Raw genomic sequence first — 15,917 nt, forward strand, 5'->3', positions numbered from 1 at the left:
GTTCCCATGCTTGCAGTCTCACATCTGACCGCCCGTTATGACGGTCATCCTGCGCTGGAAGATATCAATCTCTCCATCGCCTCCGGGGAGCTGGTGGTGGTGCTTGGGCCTTCAGGCTGTGGCAAAACCACGCTGCTCAACCTGGTCGCTGGTTTTCTTCCGGCGGAGTCCGGCAGCATCACGCTGGACGGTAAAGCCGTTACCGGTCCCGGGGCGGAACGCGGCGTGGTGTTCCAGCACGAAGGGCTGCTGCCGTGGCGGAACGTGCTGGATAACGTTGGTTTTGGCCTCCAGCTGGCGGGCGTGGCGAAAAATGTGCGACGCGATCGTGCCAGGGCAATGCTCAGAAAGGTGGGGCTGGAGGGCGCGGAAAAGAAATTTATCTGGCAGCTCTCCGGCGGAATGCGTCAGCGGGTGGGCATCGCCAGAGCGCTGGCGGCCGACCCGCAGCTGCTTCTGCTGGATGAACCTTTCGGTGCGCTGGATGCGTTTACCCGCGAACAGATGCAGGAGCTGCTGCTGAATCTCTGGCGCGACAGCGGCAAGCAGGTGTTGCTGATTACTCATGATATTGAAGAGGCAGTGTTTCTTGCCAGCGAGCTGATCCTGTTATCGCCGGGGCCGGGAAGAATTATCGAGCGGCTCTCTCTGGACTTTGGCCGCCGTTATGCACGCGGTGAGGCCTGCCGGGCGATTAAGTCCGATCCGGCGTTTATCGAGCGCCGGGAGTATGTTTTAAGTCGCGTATTTCAACAGCGTGAGGTCTTTTCATGAGTATTGTCACCAGTGAAAACACCCGCGCCGACCGCACCCGGCTGCGCTGGCCTTTCAGTCGGCAACTGACCCTTAGCGTCGTGACGCTGCTGGTACTGCTATTCCTGTGGTGGGGCGTCACCGCCCTGAAGCTGATTGCGCCGCTGTTTCTCCCTGCACCGCAGCAGGTCTTTCATCAGCTGCTGACCATTGCCAGTTCAAAGGGTTTTATGGATGCCACTCTGTGGCAGCACCTTGCGGCCAGCCTGACGAGGATTGTTATCGCGTTGCTGGCAGCGGTACTGATTGGCGTACCGGTAGGAATAGCGATGGGGCTGAGTGAAACCGTGCGCGGCATCCTCGATCCGCTGATAGAGCTTTACCGCCCGGTGCCGCCGCTGGCCTATTTGCCGCTGATGGTTATCTGGTTTGGCATTGGCGAAACGTCGAAAATTTTGCTGATTTACCTGGCCATTTTCGCCCCGGTGGCGATGTCGACGCTGGCCGGCGTGAAAAGCGCTCAGCAGGTTCGCCTGCGTGCCGCCCAGTCACTGGGTGCCAGCCGCTGGCAGGTTTTATGGTACGTCGTACTGCCGGGCGCGCTGCCGGAGATTTTAACCGGCCTGCGTATCGGGCTGGGCGTGGGCTGGTCAACGCTGGTCGCGGCAGAGCTTATCGCCGCCACGCGCGGGCTGGGATTTATGGTGCAGTCAGCGGGTGAATTCTTAGCGACGGATGTGGTCCTCGCGGGTATCGCCGTTATCGCCCTGATTGCCTTCACACTTGAGCTGGGCCTGCGCAGCGTGCAGCGCCGTTTAACCCCCTGGCATGGAGAAAATTTATGAATGAACGTCTGACGATTACCGCGCTGGGTCCGTATATCGGCGCACGAGTTTCAGATATTAATCTGGCCCTGCCGCTAAGCGATGCGCAGTTTGAGCAGCTGTATCACGGACTCATCCGCCACCAGGTGCTGTTTTTCCGCGATCAGCCCGTGACGCCGCAACAGCAGCGCGCCCTGGCGGCCCGCTTTGGCGATCTGCATATCCATCCTGTTTACCCTCATGCGCCGGACGTAGAGGAAATTATCGTGCTGGATACTCATGATAATAATCCTCCGGATAATGACAACTGGCATACCGACGTCACCTTTATCGAGACGCCGCCAGCCGGGGCGATTCTGGCCGCGAAACGGCTGCCGGAAAGCGGAGGGGATACGCTGTGGGCCAGTGGGATTGCCGCTTACAATGCGCTTTCTGAACCCTTCAAAGAGTTACTGAGTGGTTTGCATGCCGAGCATGATTTTAAGAAGTCGTTTCAGGAGTACAAATACCGCAGCAGCGAGGAAGAACATGCCCGCTGGAAGCAGGCGGTGGAGAAAAATCCGCCCTTACTGCACCCGGTGATCCGCACCCATCCGGTCAGTGGGAAAAAGGCGCTGTTCGTCAATGAAGGCTTTACCACCCGCATTGTCGATCTCAGTCAGAAGGAGAGCGACGCCCTGCTTAACTTCCTGTTTGCCCATATCACTAAGCCGGAGTTTCAGGTGCGCTGGCGCTGGCAGGAGAATGATATCGCCATCTGGGATAATCGCGTGACGCAGCATTACGCCAACGCCGATTATATGCCCGCCCGGCGTATCATGCATCGCGCGACGATTCTGGGCGATAAGCCGTTTTAATGAACGGCTAAAAGTGGCTAACGCCGTGATGCGGGCGATTAGCCATTTTACCCGAGCATCCCTTCCAGACGCTCCTGCGCATCCAGCCATGTCATTTCGCACGCTTCCAGCGAGGATTTCGCTTCCGCCTGCTGTTTTAATACCGCGGTCAGATCTGCTTTGCGCGCCTGTTCGTAAAGGGTCGGGTCGGCGAGTTTCTCTTCGGCATCCGCCAGCTGCGCGTTCAGCTTTTCCATCTGCTTTTCCAGCTTTTCAATCTCTTTGCGCAGCGGCTGCGTCTGGGTACGGAGCTCCGCTTCGCGGCGTTTCTGATCTTTCCTGGCCTGCGCGCTGTTACCGCTCTCCTGTTTAGGCTCAGCGGTCGCCGATTGCCTTTGCAGATCGCTCAGCCACTGCTGGTAATCTTCCAGATCGCCATCAAAAGCCTCGACGTTGCCGTCGTGCACCAGATAGAGGTCATCCGTGGTCGATCGCAGGAGGTGACGGTCGTGCGACACCACCACCAGCGCCCCTTCAAAATCAATCAGGGCTTCGGTCAGCGCCTGGCGCATATCGAGATCGAGGTGGTTGGTGGGCTCATCCAGCAGCAGCAGGTTCGGGCGCTGCCAGACAATCAGCGCCAGCACCAGACGGGCTTTCTCTCCGCCGGAAAACCGCTCGGTTTTTTCCGTCACCTTGTCGCCCTGGAAACCAAAGCCGCCCAGGTAATCACGCAGCTGCTGTTCAAGGACCTTTGGCGCCAGGCGTACCAGATGCTGGAGGGGGGATTCATCTGCGCGTAAGAATTCGAGCTGATGCTGGGCGAAGTAACCCAGCTTAATGCCTTTCGCCAGGCCGATATTGCCCTTAAGGGGTGCCAGCTCGCCCGCCAGCATTTTAATCAGTGTCGATTTGCCCGCGCCGTTGCGACCCAGCAGGCCAATGCGCGAGCCGGGTACCAGGTTGAGCTTGATCGAATTCAGGATGATGCGATCGCCATAGCCTGCCGTGACTTTTTCCATATCCAGCAGCGGGTTAGGCAGGCTTTCCGGTACGCGAAAGCTGAAGGTAAAAGGGTTGTCGACGTGGGCGGGGGCGATCATCTCCATGCGCTCCAGCATTTTGATGCGGCTTTGCGCCTGTTTAGCTTTACTGGCCTTCGCTTTAAAACGGTCAATAAAGCTTTGCAGATGGGCAACCTTTGTCTGCTGGTTCTCGAAAAGCGACTGCTGCTGCGCCAGGCGGGTCGCGCGCTGGATCTCGAAGGCGCTGTAGTTGCCGGTATATTCGTAAATGGACTCTTGTTCAATATGCAGAATTTTGTCGACAACCGGATCGAGGAAGTCGCGGTCGTGCGAAATCAGAATCAGCGTGCCCTGATAGCTTTTCAGCCAGCGCTCAAGCCAGATGACCGCGTCGAGATCGAGGTGGTTAGTCGGCTCATCAAGCAGCAGCAGGTCGGAACGGCAGATCAGCGCCTGGGCCAGGTTGAGGCGCATCCGCCATCCGCCGGAGAAATCACTCACCGGGCGCTGTAGCTGCTCCTGAGAGAAGCCCAGTCCGTTAAGCAGGCTGGCGGCGCGGGACTGGATGGTCCAGGCCTGGAGCGCATCAAGCTTGCCGTGCAGTACGGCAATGGCGTGGCCGTCGTTGATCTCGTTGGCGTGAGCCAGTTCGGCTTCAAGCTGACGGTATTCCCGGTCGCCGTCGATAACATACTCAATGGCGGGCACCGACAGGGCCGGTGTCTCCTGGTTTACCCAGGCGAGCGACCAGTTGCCTGGGTAGCTGAAGCTCCCCGCGTCGGCGCTTATCTCGTTTTTAAGCAGCGACAGCAGCGTGGATTTACCGCAGCCATTTTTACCGACCAGACCCACCTTCTGACCGGGGTTAATGGTGGCAGTGGCGTTATCCAGCAGTACGCGGACACCGCGTCGAATTTGTAACGAGGAGAAGACAATCATAAGCGCCGTAATATGTAGAATATGTTAAATTGAGCCATCAATTGGATTTCGGAATCCTGGATTCCGTTGCGTCGAGCATGGTAGCGGAATTTGCCCGCCGTGACGACGATTTGGAGGGGAATGATGTTGCAGCCGCCTAAAGTTTTGCTGCTTTATGCCCACCCGGAATCACAAGACTCGGTTGCTAATCGCGTTTTGCTGGAGCCGGCCCGGCTTTTGCCACAGGTCACGGTGCATGACCTTTATGCGCACTACCCCGATTTTTTTATTGATATTCATCGCGAGCAGCAGCTATTGCGCGAACACGACATCATCGTCTTCCAGCACCCCCTGTACACCTACAGCTGCCCGGCGCTGCTGAAGGAGTGGCTGGATCGCGTGCTCTCTCGAGGCTTTGCCAGCGGCCCAGGCGGCAACGTGCTGGAAGGAAAGTACTGGCGCAGCGTGATCACCACCGGCGAGCCCGAGGCGGCCTATCATCAGGAAGGGCTGAACCGCTATCCTATGTCGGACATTATGCGCCCGTTCGAGCTGACCGCCCAGATGTGCCGGATGCACTGGCTGACGCCGATGATTATCTACTGGGCGCGGCACCAGACACCTGAAGTCATGAAAAACTATGCGCGAGCGTATGCACACTGGCTCGCATCCCCTTTACCCTATGGAGGTATCTGAATGGAAGGACAAACCCTCCTGACGGCTGGCGTGGTCTATCTGTTTGCCGCTGTTGTTGCGGTACCTCTGGCCGCGCGTCTGGGTATTGGGGCGGTGCTGGGCTACCTGCTGGCGGGTATTGCGATTGGTCCCTGGGGGCTGGGCTTTATCAGCGACGTGGAAGAGATCCTGCACTTCTCCGAGCTGGGCGTGGTTTTTCTGATGTTTATCATCGGGCTGGAGCTGAAACCCTCCAAGCTTTGGGAACTGCGCCGCTCCATCTTTGGCGTGGGTGCCGCGCAGGTCATTTTCAGCGCGGCTATCCTTGGCGGGCTGCTATGGCTGACGGACTTTTCGTGGCAGGCGGCGACCATCGGCGGTATCGGGCTGGCCATGTCCTCGACGGCGATGGCGCTCCAGCTAATGCGGGATAAAGGCATGAACCGCAATGAGTCGGGCCAGCTCGGCTTTTCGGTCCTGCTGTTTCAGGATCTGGCCGTTATCCCGGCGCTGGCGCTGGTCCCGCTGCTGGCAGGAAGTGACAGCGGGCATACCGACTGGATAAAGATAGGCATGAAGGTGCTGGCCTTTGCCGGCATGCTGGTCGGGGGGCGCTATCTGCTGCGGCCAATATTCCGCTATATCGCGGCATCCGGCGTTCGTGAAGTTTTCACCGCCGCTGCCCTGCTGCTGGTGCTGGGTTCGGCGCTGTTTATGGACGCGCTGGGCCTTTCCATGGCACTGGGTACGTTTATCGCGGGCATTTTGCTCGCGGAGAGTGAGTATCGTCACGAGCTAGAAATTGCCATCGATCCCTTCAAGGGCCTGCTGCTGGGGCTGTTTTTTATCTCGGTGGGCATGGCGCTGAACCTGGGCGTACTTTATACCCATATCATCGAAATTCTGATTGGCGTGGTCTCGCTGGTGGCGGTGAAAGCGGGGGTGCTCTATCTGCTGTCGCGGATTTACGGCCTGCGCAGCTCCGAGCGCCTGCAGTTTTCCGGCGTACTCAGTCAGGGCGGCGAGTTTGCCTTTGTGCTGTTTTCAGCGGCCGCAACGGCCCACCTGTTTAGCGGAGACCAGATGCCTCTGCTGCTGGTTACGGTAACGCTCTCAATGATGACCACGCCGCTGTTGTTGCAGGGCGTGGATAAAATCCTCGAGAAGCGCTTCAACGAGCCGGATGAAAACGAAGAGAAACATTTTGTCGAGGATGATAAGCCCCAGGTGATTGTGGTGGGGTTTGGTCGTTTTGGGCAGGTGGTTGCGCGATTGCTGATGGCCAATGAAAAACGGATTACGGTACTTGAGCGCGATATCAGCGCGGTCAGCCTGATGCGCAGATACGGTTATAAAGTATACTACGGTGATGCGAAGGAGTTAGAGCTGCTGCGCGCCGCCGGGGCTGAAACGGCGCAGTCAATAGTGATAACCTGTAACGGGCCGGAAGATGCCATGGAGATAGTCCATCTCTGCCAGCATCATTTTCCGCATCTGCAAATTCTGGCCCGGGCAAGGGGGCGCGTGGAGGCCCATGAACTTCTTCAGGCTGGCGTCACGCAGTTTTCCCGTGAAACCTTTTCCAGTGCGCTAGAGCTGGGGCGTAAGACCTTAATGACGCTGGGCATGCATCCCCATCAGGCTTTTCGTGCGCAGCAGCATTTTCGCCGACTGGATATGCGTATGCTGCGTGAGCTGATGCCGAACCATGCGGACAGCCAGCAAATTTCGCGCGTGAAGGAAGCCCGTCGCGAACTGGAAGATATTTTTCAGGCAGAAATGCGGCATGAAAAACGCCAGTTTCATGGCTGGGACGAACATGAATAGGACATTTTATGCGTAAACGATTTATTGCCGGAGCAACCTGTCCAAAGTGCCAGGCCAAAGATACGCTGGCGCTGTGGAAAGAGAATAATGTTGATGTCGTTGAATGCGTTAAGTGCGGACATCAGATGCGAGAAGCGGATAAACAGGCCCGGACCCAGGTTCGCGAAAATGAACAAGTGATAGGAATTTTTCATCCTGAGTAGCGTTATGGCTCAGCTTTTTTTAAGCTGTATCCTACAGCGGCGTTGAAATTCGTTACCATCGACGCAATTTAAAGCCTTACAGGTTGGCAAAAGGCCAACATTAAAAGGGCTCAAAGCTCTCAACGGTTAGGAGTAATCATGAAAGTAGCAAAAGACCTGGTGGTCAGCCTGGCATACCAGGTACGTACAGAAGACGGTGTGTTGGTTGATGAGTCTCCGGTGAGCGCACCGCTGGACTACCTGCACGGTCATGGTTCCCTGATCGCCGGCCTGGAAAAAGCGCTGGAAAACCACGAAGCGGGTGACAAATTTGAGGTGAACATCACCGCAGACGAAGCCTATGGTCATTACGACGACAACCTGGTTCAGCGCGTACCGAAAGACGTTTTTATGGGCGTTGACGAGCTGCAGGTAGGCATGCGCTTCCTGGCGGAAACCGATCAGGGCCCGGTGCCGGTGGAAATCACCGAAGTTGAAGACGAGCACGTAGTGGTTGACGGCAACCATATGCTGGCGGGTCAGAATCTGAACTTTAACGTTGAAGTGGTCGCCATTCGTGAAGCGACGGCTGAAGAACTGGCCCATGGTCACGTTCACGGTGAAGACGATCATCATCATGACCACGACCACGACCACGAACACGGTAAAGGTGGTTGCGGGACTGGCGGCTGCGGCTGCCACTGATTGTCTTATGACAATTATTAAAAAGGGGCTTCGGCCCCTTTTTTGTGTCTGTCACAGCGGTTTGGCGCGTTTAGTAGTGGGGAGGAGGGGTCTCTTCCGACTGGGAGGCGATCATTGAGGGTGCCGCTGATTTCAGCTTATCGGTCAGCAGACGCATCTGTTCGCGCAGTCGGGCCATCTCCAGCTCATGTTGAATCACCGTTTGATTCAGCTCTTCAATGGTATGCTCCTGAAAGGCCAGCCGACTTTCCAGCATCTCCATTCGCTCTTCAAACAACGCCTGTTGCATACTTTTTCCTCTCATGACGGCTTTGCGGCCTGGATTGCCCGAATCGTCTGATTCTAACGGTAAAGATGAGCCCGAAGTAGGGATAATCGCCTTAATTTCTGCCGGATGGTTGAAAACGGCTCTGTCCGACTGCATCTCAGTGGTGAAACTTTCGCTCAGGATAGCGGTCGGAAGTTAACTTAGTTCTCATTGCGAGATTGTGTAATTTTCTCGCGCACAGTTATAGTACGGGCTCAGTTCTGTACACGATTTCCGGGGCGAGAGGCTTCGGTTTTGGAGAAATGGATGAAATCACTGTTTAAAGTCACACTGTTAGCCACCACAATGGCCGTTGCGCTGCATGCACCGCTGACGATGGCCGCTGAGACCACCCCGGCTCAACAGGCACCACAACAGGCACCGCAGCCGGCACCGAAGAATGACGCCTTTAAAAATGACGACCAGCAGTCAGCCTATGCGCTGGGCGCATCGCTTGGCCGTTACATGGAAAACTCCCTCAAGGAGCAGGAAAAACTGGGCATCACGCTGGATAAACAGCAGCTGATCTCCGGCGTTCAGGATGCTTTTGCTGGCAAGAGCAAGCTCTCCGATCAGGAAATCGAACAGACTCTGCAGGCGTTTGAGACGCGCGTGAAGGGTGCCGCTCAGGCGAAGATGGAAAAAGACGCAAAAGAGAATACCCAGAAGGGTGATGCTTTTGCCACTAAATTTGCTAAAGAAAAAGGCGTGAAGAAGACCGAATCCGGCCTGCTGTATCACGTTGAGAAAGAAGGTACCGGTGATATTCCTAAAGACAGCGATACCGTGGTGGTGAACTACAAAGGTACGCTGATCGACGGCACCGAGTTTGATAACTCTTACACCCGTGGTGAGCCTCTCTCCTTCCGTCTTGATGGCGTAATCCCTGGCTGGACAGAGGGTCTTAAGCACGTCAAGAAAGGCGGCAAGATCAAACTGGTCATCCCACCGCAGCTGGCTTACGGTAAAAACGGCGTGCCGGGTATTCCTGCGAACTCCACGCTGGTGTTTGACGTTGAGCTTCTTGACATCAAACCTGCTGCCAAAGCAGACGCTAACGCTGAAAAACCAGCAGAATCACCTGCTGCTACCCAGTCTAAGTAATCCTCCCACCGCCACACCTTGTGTGGCGGTTGTTTCCCTTTCGTTACCCCTGCTTTCATCCCATTCTTTGCGTTCCCCTGCATTTCATGACAAAGGTCAGGACAGATGTTTCTGATATTTGGTAGACTGCCAACCGTTTAACTTCTTCAGAATGAGTCTGCCCTGGCGCTGTGCGACAGGCTCTTGCAACGGGTGGTGTCTTAATGTCTGGTACAACATTTACCGGTGATGTGACAGAGCTGGAGCTGCTGGAGCATCGTCCATTTGAACAGTCCGACTTTGATATTCTGAAATCCTATGAAGCCGTGGTAGACGGGCTGGCGATGCTCATTGGCTCTCACTGTGAGATCGTGCTGCATTCGCTGGCGGACCTGAACTGTTCCGCAGTCAGGATTGCCAACGGTGAACATACCGGGCGCAAGGTGGGTTCACCGATTACCGATCTGGCGCTGCGTATGCTTCATGATATGAGCGATGCGGAAAGCAACGTTTCAAGAGCCTATTTCACCCGCGCTAAAAGCGGCGTGCTGATGAAATCCGTGACCATCGCCATCCGCAATGGTCAGCATCGCGCAATTGGTCTGCTGTGTATCAACATGAACCTGGACGTTCCCTTCTCACAGATTATGGCAACCTTCATGCCTCCTGAAACGCAGGAGGTGGCATCATCGGTCAATTTTGCCTCTTCGGTTGAAGATCTGGTCATGCAAACGCTGGAGTTCACCATTGAAGAAGTCAGCGTCGATCGTAATATTTCGAACAACACCAAGAATCGTCAGATTGTCCTGAATCTCTATGAGAAGGGCATCTTCGATATTAAAGATGCGATCAATCAGGTTGCTGAGCGTTTGAATATCTCCAGACATACCGTTTATCTCTATATTCGCCAGTTTAAAAGCGGCGATACCCAGAGTCAGGATCGCTAATGCGCTTTACGCTTCTGGTCACCGGGCCGGCTTACGGCACACAGCAGGCTTCCAGCGCTTATCTGTTTGCTCAGGCGCTGCTGCGCAGTGGGCACAGTCTTGAGAGCGTCTTCTTTTATCGTGAAGGTGTACTGAATGCCAGTCAGCTAACGTCGCCCGCCAGTGATGAATTTGACCTCACCCAGGCCTGGCAGGCGCTGCATCAGCAGCACGGAGTGGCACTGCATATCTGTGTCGCGGCCGCGCTGCGGCGCGGCATTGCCGATGCGCAGGAAGCCAAAAGTCAGGGGCTGCCCGCCGCAAATCTGGCCGAGGGCTTCGAGCTGACGGGACTGGGCGCGCTGGCTGAAGCGGCGCTGGTTGCCGAGAGGATGGTACAGTTCTGATGAAGCGCATTGCTTTTGTTTTCACCCAGGCACCACACGGCAGCAGCGCAGGACGTGAAGGTCTGGATGCCGTACTGGCTACCTCCGCGTTAACGGACGAGATCGCGCTCTTTTTTATCAGCGATGGCGTTTTACAGCTTATGCAGCAGCAGCAACCCGAAAAAATTCTTTCACGCAATTATATCGCGACCTTTGGCGTGTTGCCTCTGTACGATATCGAGCGCTGCTATGTCTGTTCTGCCTCGCTGGCCGAGCGTGGCATCCCGGCTGATTTCACGGCAATCCTGCCGACCGACGTGCTCAAACCCGAGCGATTGCGAGCCGAGCTGGCAAAATACGATCGCGTTATATCGTTCTGAGGACGCTATGCTACATACCCTGACTCATTCCCCTTTTCAGAGCGATTTCAGCGCGCTACTCCGGTTGCTGGCTGAGGGAGACGACCTTCTGCTACTTCAGGATGGGGTTCTTGCCGCGCTGGAGGGGAGCCAGGCGCTTGAATTAGTGCTGCGTGCCCCCATATCCGTTTACGTGCTCGAAGATGACGTCAGTGCGCGTGGGCTTTCTGGTCAAATTTCGCCCAGAGTAACCGCGGTGAGCTATACTGATTTCGTCGCGCTGACGGTAAAAAACTCATCACAAATGACCTGGTAATGAATGATATCCTGGTTATTTCTTGACACCTTTTCTGCTCAGCCCTAAAATTCCGCGTCCTCGTTATACCACGAGGCGATTTATCACGTGTTTACGAAGCAAAAGCAAATCCCAGGAGCTATTTGATGGCAACAGTTAACCAGCTGGTTCGCAAACCACGCGCACGCAAAGTTGCAAAGAGCAACGTGCCTGCGCTGGAAGCCTGCCCGCAGAAACGTGGTGTATGTACTCGCGTATATACTACTACTCCTAAAAAACCGAACTCCGCACTGCGTAAAGTATGTCGTGTTCGCTTAACCAACGGTTTTGAAGTTACCTCCTATATTGGTGGTGAAGGTCATAACCTGCAGGAACACTCCGTGATCCTGATCCGTGGCGGTCGTGTAAAAGACCTGCCAGGTGTGCGTTACCACACCGTCCGTGGCGCGCTGGACTGCTCAGGTGTTAAAGACCGTAAGCAGTCACGCTCCAAGTACGGCGTGAAGAAGCCAAAGGCTTAATGGTTCTCCGTTAAGTAAGGCCAAACGTTTTATCTTAAATGTCATAATAAACTCGTAGAGTTTTGGACAATCCTGAATTAACAACGGAGTATTTCCATGCCACGTCGTCGCGTTATTGGCCAGCGTAAAATCCTGCCAGATCCTAAGTTCGGATCAGAGCTGCTGGCTAAATTTGTAAATATCCTGATGGTAGACGGTAAAAAATCTACTGCTGAATCAATCGTCTATACCGCGCTTGAGACCCTGGCTCAGCGTTCAGGTAAAAACGAGCTGGAAGCCTTTGAAGTAGCCCTGGACAACGTCCGCCCAACCGTGGAAGTTAAATCCCGTCGCGTTGGTGGTTCTACTTATCAGGTTCCAGTTGAAGTCCGTCCGGTTCGTCGTAATGCTCTGGCAATGCGTTGGATCGTTGAAGCTGCTCGTAAACGCGGTGATAAATCAATGGCTCTGCGCCTGGCGAACGAACTTTCTGATGCTGCAGAGAACAAAGGTACTGCAGTTAAGAAACGTGAAGACGTTCACCGTATGGCCGAAGCCAACAAGGCGTTCGCTCACTACCGCTGGTAACAGCTTCGTAGTTGTTATTAACCCAGCGGACGTCCCAGTGACTGAACCGCTGGGTTTTACTAACTTAGAACGTCCGAGAATCAGAGGAATCAAATGGCTCGTACAACACCCATTACACGCTACCGTAACATTGGTATCAGTGCACACATCGACGCCGGTAAGACGACCACCACCGAACGTATTCTGTTCTACACCGGTGTAAACCACAAAATCGGTGAAGTTCATGATGGCGCAGCCACCATGGACTGGATGGCGCAGGAGCAGGAGCGTGGTATTACCATTACCTCCGCTGCGACTACCGCTTTCTGGTCTGGTATGGCTAAGCAGTTCGAGCCGCACCGCGTTAACATCATTGACACCCCCGGACACGTTGACTTCACCATTGAAGTAGAACGTTCTATGCGTGTTCTCGACGGCGCAGTAATGGTTTACTGTGCGGTTGGTGGTGTGCAGCCTCAGTCTGAAACCGTATGGCGCCAGGCAAACAAATATAAAGTTCCACGCATCGCGTTCGTTAACAAAATGGACCGCATGGGTGCTAACTTCCTGAAAGTTGTTGGCCAGATTGAATCACGTCTGGGCGCAACGCCGGTCCCTCTGCAGCTGGCTATTGGCGCAGAAGAGAAATTCACCGGTGTTGTTGACCTGGTCAAGATGAAAGCCATCAACTGGAATGACGCTGACGCAGGCGTGACCTTCAACTACGAAGAGATCCCAGCTGATATGCAGGAACTGGCAGAAGAATGGCGCCAGAAAATGATCGAAGCCGCAGCTGAAGGTTCTGATGAGCTGATGGAGAAATTCTTCGGTGGCGAAGAGCTGACTGAAGAAGAGATCAAAGCTTCCCTGCGTAAGCGCGTACTGAACAACGAAATCATCCTGGTGACCTGTGGTTCTGCATTTAAGAACAAAGGTGTTCAGGCGATGCTGGATGCAGTAATCGAATATCTGCCGTCACCAACTGACGTGACTGCGATCAACGGTTTGCTTGATGATGGCAAAGATACTCCAGCCGTTCGTCACTCCGATGACGACGAGCCGTTTGCTGCGCTGGCGTTTAAAATTGCTACCGACCCGTTTGTAGGTAACCTGACGTTCTTCCGCGTGTACTCCGGTATCGTTAACTCCGGTGACACCGTGTATAACCCGGTTAAATCTGCTCGTGAGCGTCTGGGCCGTATCGTACAGATGCACGCTAACAAACGTGAAGAGATCAAAGAAGTTCGCGCAGGCGACATCGCTGCGGCGATCGGTCTGAAAGACGTGACTACCGGTGATACTTTGTGTGATCCAGACAATGTGATCATTCTGGAGCGTATGGAATTCCCTGAACCGGTAATCTCCATCGCGGTAGAACCAAAAACCAAAGCTGACCAGGAAAAAATGGGTCTGGCTCTGGGCCGTCTGGCTAAAGAAGACCCGTCATTCCGCGTATGGACTGACGAAGAAACTAACCAGACCATTATCGCCGGTATGGGTGAGCTGCACCTCGACATCATCGTTGACCGCATGAAGCGTGAATTCAATGTTGAAGCGAACGTCGGTAAACCTCAGGTTGCTTACCGTGAAGCGATTCGCGCGAAAGTTACCGATATCGAAGGTAAACACGCCAAGCAGTCTGGTGGTCGTGGACAGTACGGTCATGTTGTTATCGACATGTACCCACTGGAGCCGGGCGTTAACCCTAAAGGTTACGAATTTGTCAACGATATCAAGGGTGGTGTGATTCCTACTGAATACATCCCTGCGGTTGACAAAGGTATCCAGGAGCAGCTGAAATCAGGTCCTCTGGCTGGTTATCCGGTAGTTGATCTGGGCGTTCGTCTGCACTTTGGTTCTTACCATGACGTTGACTCCTCAGAGCTGGCGTTCAAACTGGCAGCTTCTATTGCGTTCAAAGACGGCTTTAAGAAAGCAACTCCAGTACTGCTTGAGCCGATCATGAAGGTTGAAGTAGAGACGCCGGAAGAGAACACCGGTGACGTTATCGGTGACCTTAGCCGTCGTCGTGGTATGCTTAAGGGACAGGAATCAAACGCTACTGGCGTTGAGATTCACGCTGAAGTTCCATTATCTGAAATGTTCGGATATGCAACTCAGCTGCGTTCTCTGACTAAAGGCCGTGCTTCATACTCGATGGAGTTCCTGAAGTATGATGATGCGCCGAACAACGTCGCTCAGGCCGTTATCGAAGCTCGTAGCAAATAAGCTACAGTTTTAAAATATTGATCCTATGCTCTCACCGCAGCGTGAGAGCATTAAAGTAAGGAATATCGTCGTGGCTAAAGAGAAATTTGAACGTAACAAACCGCACGTCAACGTTGGTACTATCGGACACGTTGACCACGGTAAAACTACCCTGACTGCAGCTATCACCACCGTTCTGGCTAAAACCTACGGCGGTTCTGCACGCGCATTCGACCAGATCGATAACGCACCAGAAGAAAAAGCACGTGGTATCACCATCAACACCTCTCACGTTGAATATGACACCCCGACTCGCCACTACGCGCACGTTGACTGCCCGGGCCACGCCGACTATGTGAAAAACATGATCACCGGTGCTGCCCAGATGGACGGCGCGATCCTGGTTGTTGCTGCGACTGACGGCCCAATGCCTCAGACCCGTGAGCACATCCTGCTGGGTCGTCAGGTTGGCGTTCCTTTCATCATCGTGTTCATGAACAAGTGTGACATGGTTGATGACGAAGAGCTGCTGGAACTGGTTGAAATGGAAGTTCGTGAACTTCTGTCTGCCTACGACTTCCCTGGTGATGACCTGCCAATCGTTCGCGGTTCTGCACTGAAAGCACTGCAGGGCGAAGCTGAGTGGGAAGCTAAGATCATTGAGCTGGCTGAGCATCTGGATAACTACATCCCAGAGCCAGAGCGCGCAATTGACAAGCCGTTCCTGCTGCCAATCGAAGATGTATTCTCCATCTCCGGTCGTGGTACCGTTGTTACCGGTCGTGTAGAGCGCGGTATCATCAAAGTTGGTGAAGAAGTTGAAATCGTTGGTATCAAAGATACCGTGAAATCAACCTGTACCGGCGTTGAAATGTTCCGTAAGCTGCTTGACGAAGGTCGTGCAGGCGAGAACTGCGGTGTTCTTCTGCGTGGTATCAAGCGTGAAGAGATCCAGCGTGGCCAGGTTCTGGCTAAGCCAGGCTCAATCAAGCCACACACCAAATTTGAGTCAGAAGTTTATATTCTGTCCAAAGATGAAGGCGGCCGTCATACTCCGTTCTTCAAAGGCTACCGTCCACAGTTCTACTTCCGTACAACTGACGTGACCGGTACCATCGAACTGCCAGAAGGCGTTGAGATGGTCATGCCTGGTGACAACATTCAGATGATCGTTACCCTGATCCACCCAATCGCAATGGATGACGGCCTGCGTTTCGCCATCCGTGAAGGTGGTCGTACCGTTGGTGCGGGTGTTGTTGCTAAAGTTATCGCTTAATTGTCGAGACTTGAAATAGCGGCGTTTACGCCGCTATAGCAAAAAAGAGAGAGCACTTCGGTGCTCTTTTTTTTTGCCCTGGTGAAAGGGCAGGGGGCCTGGATAGTACGGGAAATCAACGCGATATTCTCTCGCCCGTATCAGAGGGCGATAACTTTCCAGCGCCATTTCCGCCGGCGCGGCCCAGCCTTTCCCCCTTTGAACCAGAAACAGGTTGCTTTACGGGCTGAGCTACGTATAATGCGCGGGCCTGTCAGAAATGACG

18 protein-coding genes are annotated in these 15,917 nt (G+C 54.3%); 16 read left to right on the forward strand and 2 right to left on the reverse strand.

From position 1 onward, the window contains the following. The first annotated feature begins 6 nt into the window (after window positions 1-6). From tauB to tauD, 3 genes are read left to right on the forward strand one after another with little or no spacing between them, the layout of a single operon-like run. Entirely contained in the window at window positions 7-774 is a 768-nt protein-coding gene (gene tauB, locus AC4PCC_RS01575; RefSeq protein WP_067709899.1) for a taurine ABC transporter ATP-binding subunit, read from the forward strand. After that, window positions 771-1,598, forward strand: coding sequence for a taurine ABC transporter permease TauC (tauC, locus tag AC4PCC_RS01580; protein ID WP_492126201.1), 828 nt, complete (start codon window positions 771-773; stop codon window positions 1,596-1,598). Before tauB ends, tauC begins: the two co-directional genes overlap by 4 nt. Beyond that, a complete protein-coding gene (gene tauD / locus AC4PCC_RS01585; protein ID WP_492126202.1) occupies window positions 1,595-2,434 on the forward strand; it encodes a taurine dioxygenase in 840 nt (279 codons plus the stop codon). Before tauC ends, tauD begins: the two co-directional genes overlap by 4 nt. Before the next feature lie 47 nt (window positions 2,435-2,481). On the opposite strand, the gene AC4PCC_RS01590 is transcribed toward tauD, so the two are convergent. Beyond that, window positions 2,482-4,377, reverse strand: a complete 1,896-nt coding sequence (locus tag AC4PCC_RS01590; RefSeq protein ID WP_067709902.1) for an ABC transporter ATP-binding protein — start codon at window positions 4,375-4,377, stop codon at window positions 2,482-2,484. Window positions 4,378-4,500: 123 nt separating this feature from the next. Here AC4PCC_RS01590 and kefG point away from each other — a divergent pair, with 123 nt between their 5' ends. From kefG to slyD, 4 genes are all read left to right on the forward strand, one after another. Next, window positions 4,501-5,052 carry a glutathione-regulated potassium-efflux system ancillary protein KefG gene (gene kefG, locus AC4PCC_RS01595; RefSeq protein WP_067709905.1) on the forward strand — a complete coding sequence of 184 codons (552 nt, stop codon included), beginning with the start codon at window positions 4,501-4,503 and terminating at the stop codon, window positions 5,050-5,052. Continuing rightward, entirely contained in the window at window positions 5,053-6,858 is a 1,806-nt protein-coding gene (kefB, locus tag AC4PCC_RS01600) for a glutathione-regulated potassium-efflux system protein KefB (RefSeq protein ID WP_492126203.1), read from the forward strand. It abuts the gene before it with no gap. 8 nt (window positions 6,859-6,866) lie between these two features. After that, on the forward strand, window positions 6,867-7,061 hold the full coding sequence (locus AC4PCC_RS01605) for a YheV family putative zinc ribbon protein (RefSeq protein ID WP_492126204.1): 195 nt from the start codon (window positions 6,867-6,869) through the stop codon (window positions 7,059-7,061). A 138-nt stretch (window positions 7,062-7,199) separates the two neighbouring features. Further along, on the forward strand, window positions 7,200-7,745 hold the full coding sequence (gene slyD / locus AC4PCC_RS01610) for a peptidylprolyl isomerase (protein WP_067709913.1): 546 nt from the start codon (window positions 7,200-7,202) through the stop codon (window positions 7,743-7,745). A 70-nt stretch (window positions 7,746-7,815) separates the two neighbouring features. On the opposite strand, the gene AC4PCC_RS01615 is transcribed toward slyD, so the two are convergent. After that, window positions 7,816-8,034: a SlyX family protein gene (locus AC4PCC_RS01615; RefSeq protein WP_067709914.1), complete on the reverse strand. Its 219-nt coding sequence runs from the start codon at window positions 8,032-8,034 to the stop codon at window positions 7,816-7,818. Between the two features lie 285 nt (window positions 8,035-8,319). Between AC4PCC_RS01615 and fkpA the strand changes: the two genes are divergently transcribed. The 9 genes from fkpA to tuf all read left to right on the forward strand — a co-directional run bounded on the left by fkpA (window position 8,320) and on the right by tuf (window position 15,652). Beyond that, entirely contained in the window at window positions 8,320-9,156 is an 837-nt protein-coding gene (fkpA, locus tag AC4PCC_RS01620) for an FKBP-type peptidyl-prolyl cis-trans isomerase (RefSeq protein ID WP_492126205.1), read from the forward strand. A gap of 203 nt (window positions 9,157-9,359) precedes the next feature. Next, window positions 9,360-10,082, forward strand: coding sequence for a helix-turn-helix transcriptional regulator (locus AC4PCC_RS01625; RefSeq protein ID WP_492126206.1), 723 nt, complete (start codon window positions 9,360-9,362; stop codon window positions 10,080-10,082). Beyond that, the gene (gene tusD / locus AC4PCC_RS01630) at window positions 10,082-10,468 is read left to right on the forward strand and encodes a sulfurtransferase complex subunit TusD (protein WP_492126207.1); all 387 of its coding nucleotides are present in this window, start codon (window positions 10,082-10,084) and stop codon (window positions 10,466-10,468) included. The genes AC4PCC_RS01625 and tusD overlap by 1 nt, the downstream gene beginning before the upstream one ends. Further along, window positions 10,468-10,827: a sulfurtransferase complex subunit TusC gene (gene tusC / locus AC4PCC_RS01635; RefSeq protein ID WP_067709923.1), complete on the forward strand. Its 360-nt coding sequence runs from the start codon at window positions 10,468-10,470 to the stop codon at window positions 10,825-10,827. The genes tusD and tusC overlap by 1 nt, the downstream gene beginning before the upstream one ends. Before the next feature lie 7 nt (window positions 10,828-10,834). Next, window positions 10,835-11,122: a sulfurtransferase complex subunit TusB gene (gene tusB, locus AC4PCC_RS01640; protein WP_345829236.1), complete on the forward strand. Its 288-nt coding sequence runs from the start codon at window positions 10,835-10,837 to the stop codon at window positions 11,120-11,122. Between the two features lie 125 nt (window positions 11,123-11,247). After that, a complete protein-coding gene (rpsL, locus tag AC4PCC_RS01645) occupies window positions 11,248-11,622 on the forward strand; it encodes a 30S ribosomal protein S12 (protein ID WP_013204141.1) in 375 nt (124 codons plus the stop codon). Between the two features lie 96 nt (window positions 11,623-11,718). Continuing rightward, window positions 11,719-12,189 carry a 30S ribosomal protein S7 gene (gene rpsG / locus AC4PCC_RS01650; RefSeq protein WP_008457106.1) on the forward strand — a complete coding sequence of 157 codons (471 nt, stop codon included), beginning with the start codon at window positions 11,719-11,721 and terminating at the stop codon, window positions 12,187-12,189. Between the two features lie 93 nt (window positions 12,190-12,282). Further along, window positions 12,283-14,397, forward strand: a complete 2,115-nt coding sequence (gene fusA / locus AC4PCC_RS01655; protein ID WP_492126208.1) for an elongation factor G — start codon at window positions 12,283-12,285, stop codon at window positions 14,395-14,397. A 70-nt stretch (window positions 14,398-14,467) separates the two neighbouring features. Continuing rightward, entirely contained in the window at window positions 14,468-15,652 is a 1,185-nt protein-coding gene (gene tuf / locus AC4PCC_RS01660; RefSeq protein ID WP_345829233.1) for an elongation factor Tu, read from the forward strand. Window positions 15,653-15,917: the final 265 nt, after the last annotated feature.

This window comes from Erwinia sp. L03-1 (assembly GCF_058686115.1).

Coding starts and splice junctions, on each gene's coding strand:
- tauB (WP_067709899.1), top strand. CDS start 7: ATGCTTGCAGTCTCACATCTGACCGCCCGTTATGACGGTCATCCTGCG.
- tauC (WP_492126201.1), top strand. CDS start 771: ATGAGTATTGTCACCAGTGAAAACACCCGCGCCGACCGCACCCGGCTG.
- tauD (WP_492126202.1), top strand. CDS start 1,595: ATGAATGAACGTCTGACGATTACCGCGCTGGGTCCGTATATCGGCGCA.
- AC4PCC_RS01590 (WP_067709902.1), bottom strand. CDS start 4,377: ATGATTGTCTTCTCCTCGTTACAAATTCGACGCGGTGTCCGCGTACTG.
- kefG (WP_067709905.1), top strand. CDS start 4,501: ATGTTGCAGCCGCCTAAAGTTTTGCTGCTTTATGCCCACCCGGAATCA.
- kefB (WP_492126203.1), top strand. CDS start 5,053: ATGGAAGGACAAACCCTCCTGACGGCTGGCGTGGTCTATCTGTTTGCC.
- AC4PCC_RS01605 (WP_492126204.1), top strand. CDS start 6,867: ATGCGTAAACGATTTATTGCCGGAGCAACCTGTCCAAAGTGCCAGGCC.
- slyD (WP_067709913.1), top strand. CDS start 7,200: ATGAAAGTAGCAAAAGACCTGGTGGTCAGCCTGGCATACCAGGTACGT.
- AC4PCC_RS01615 (WP_067709914.1), bottom strand. CDS start 8,034: ATGCAACAGGCGTTGTTTGAAGAGCGAATGGAGATGCTGGAAAGTCGG.
- fkpA (WP_492126205.1), top strand. CDS start 8,320: ATGAAATCACTGTTTAAAGTCACACTGTTAGCCACCACAATGGCCGTT.
- AC4PCC_RS01625 (WP_492126206.1), top strand. CDS start 9,360: ATGTCTGGTACAACATTTACCGGTGATGTGACAGAGCTGGAGCTGCTG.
- tusD (WP_492126207.1), top strand. CDS start 10,082: ATGCGCTTTACGCTTCTGGTCACCGGGCCGGCTTACGGCACACAGCAG.
- tusC (WP_067709923.1), top strand. CDS start 10,468: ATGAAGCGCATTGCTTTTGTTTTCACCCAGGCACCACACGGCAGCAGC.
- tusB (WP_345829236.1), top strand. CDS start 10,835: ATGCTACATACCCTGACTCATTCCCCTTTTCAGAGCGATTTCAGCGCG.
- rpsL (WP_013204141.1), top strand. CDS start 11,248: ATGGCAACAGTTAACCAGCTGGTTCGCAAACCACGCGCACGCAAAGTT.
- rpsG (WP_008457106.1), top strand. CDS start 11,719: ATGCCACGTCGTCGCGTTATTGGCCAGCGTAAAATCCTGCCAGATCCT.
- fusA (WP_492126208.1), top strand. CDS start 12,283: ATGGCTCGTACAACACCCATTACACGCTACCGTAACATTGGTATCAGT.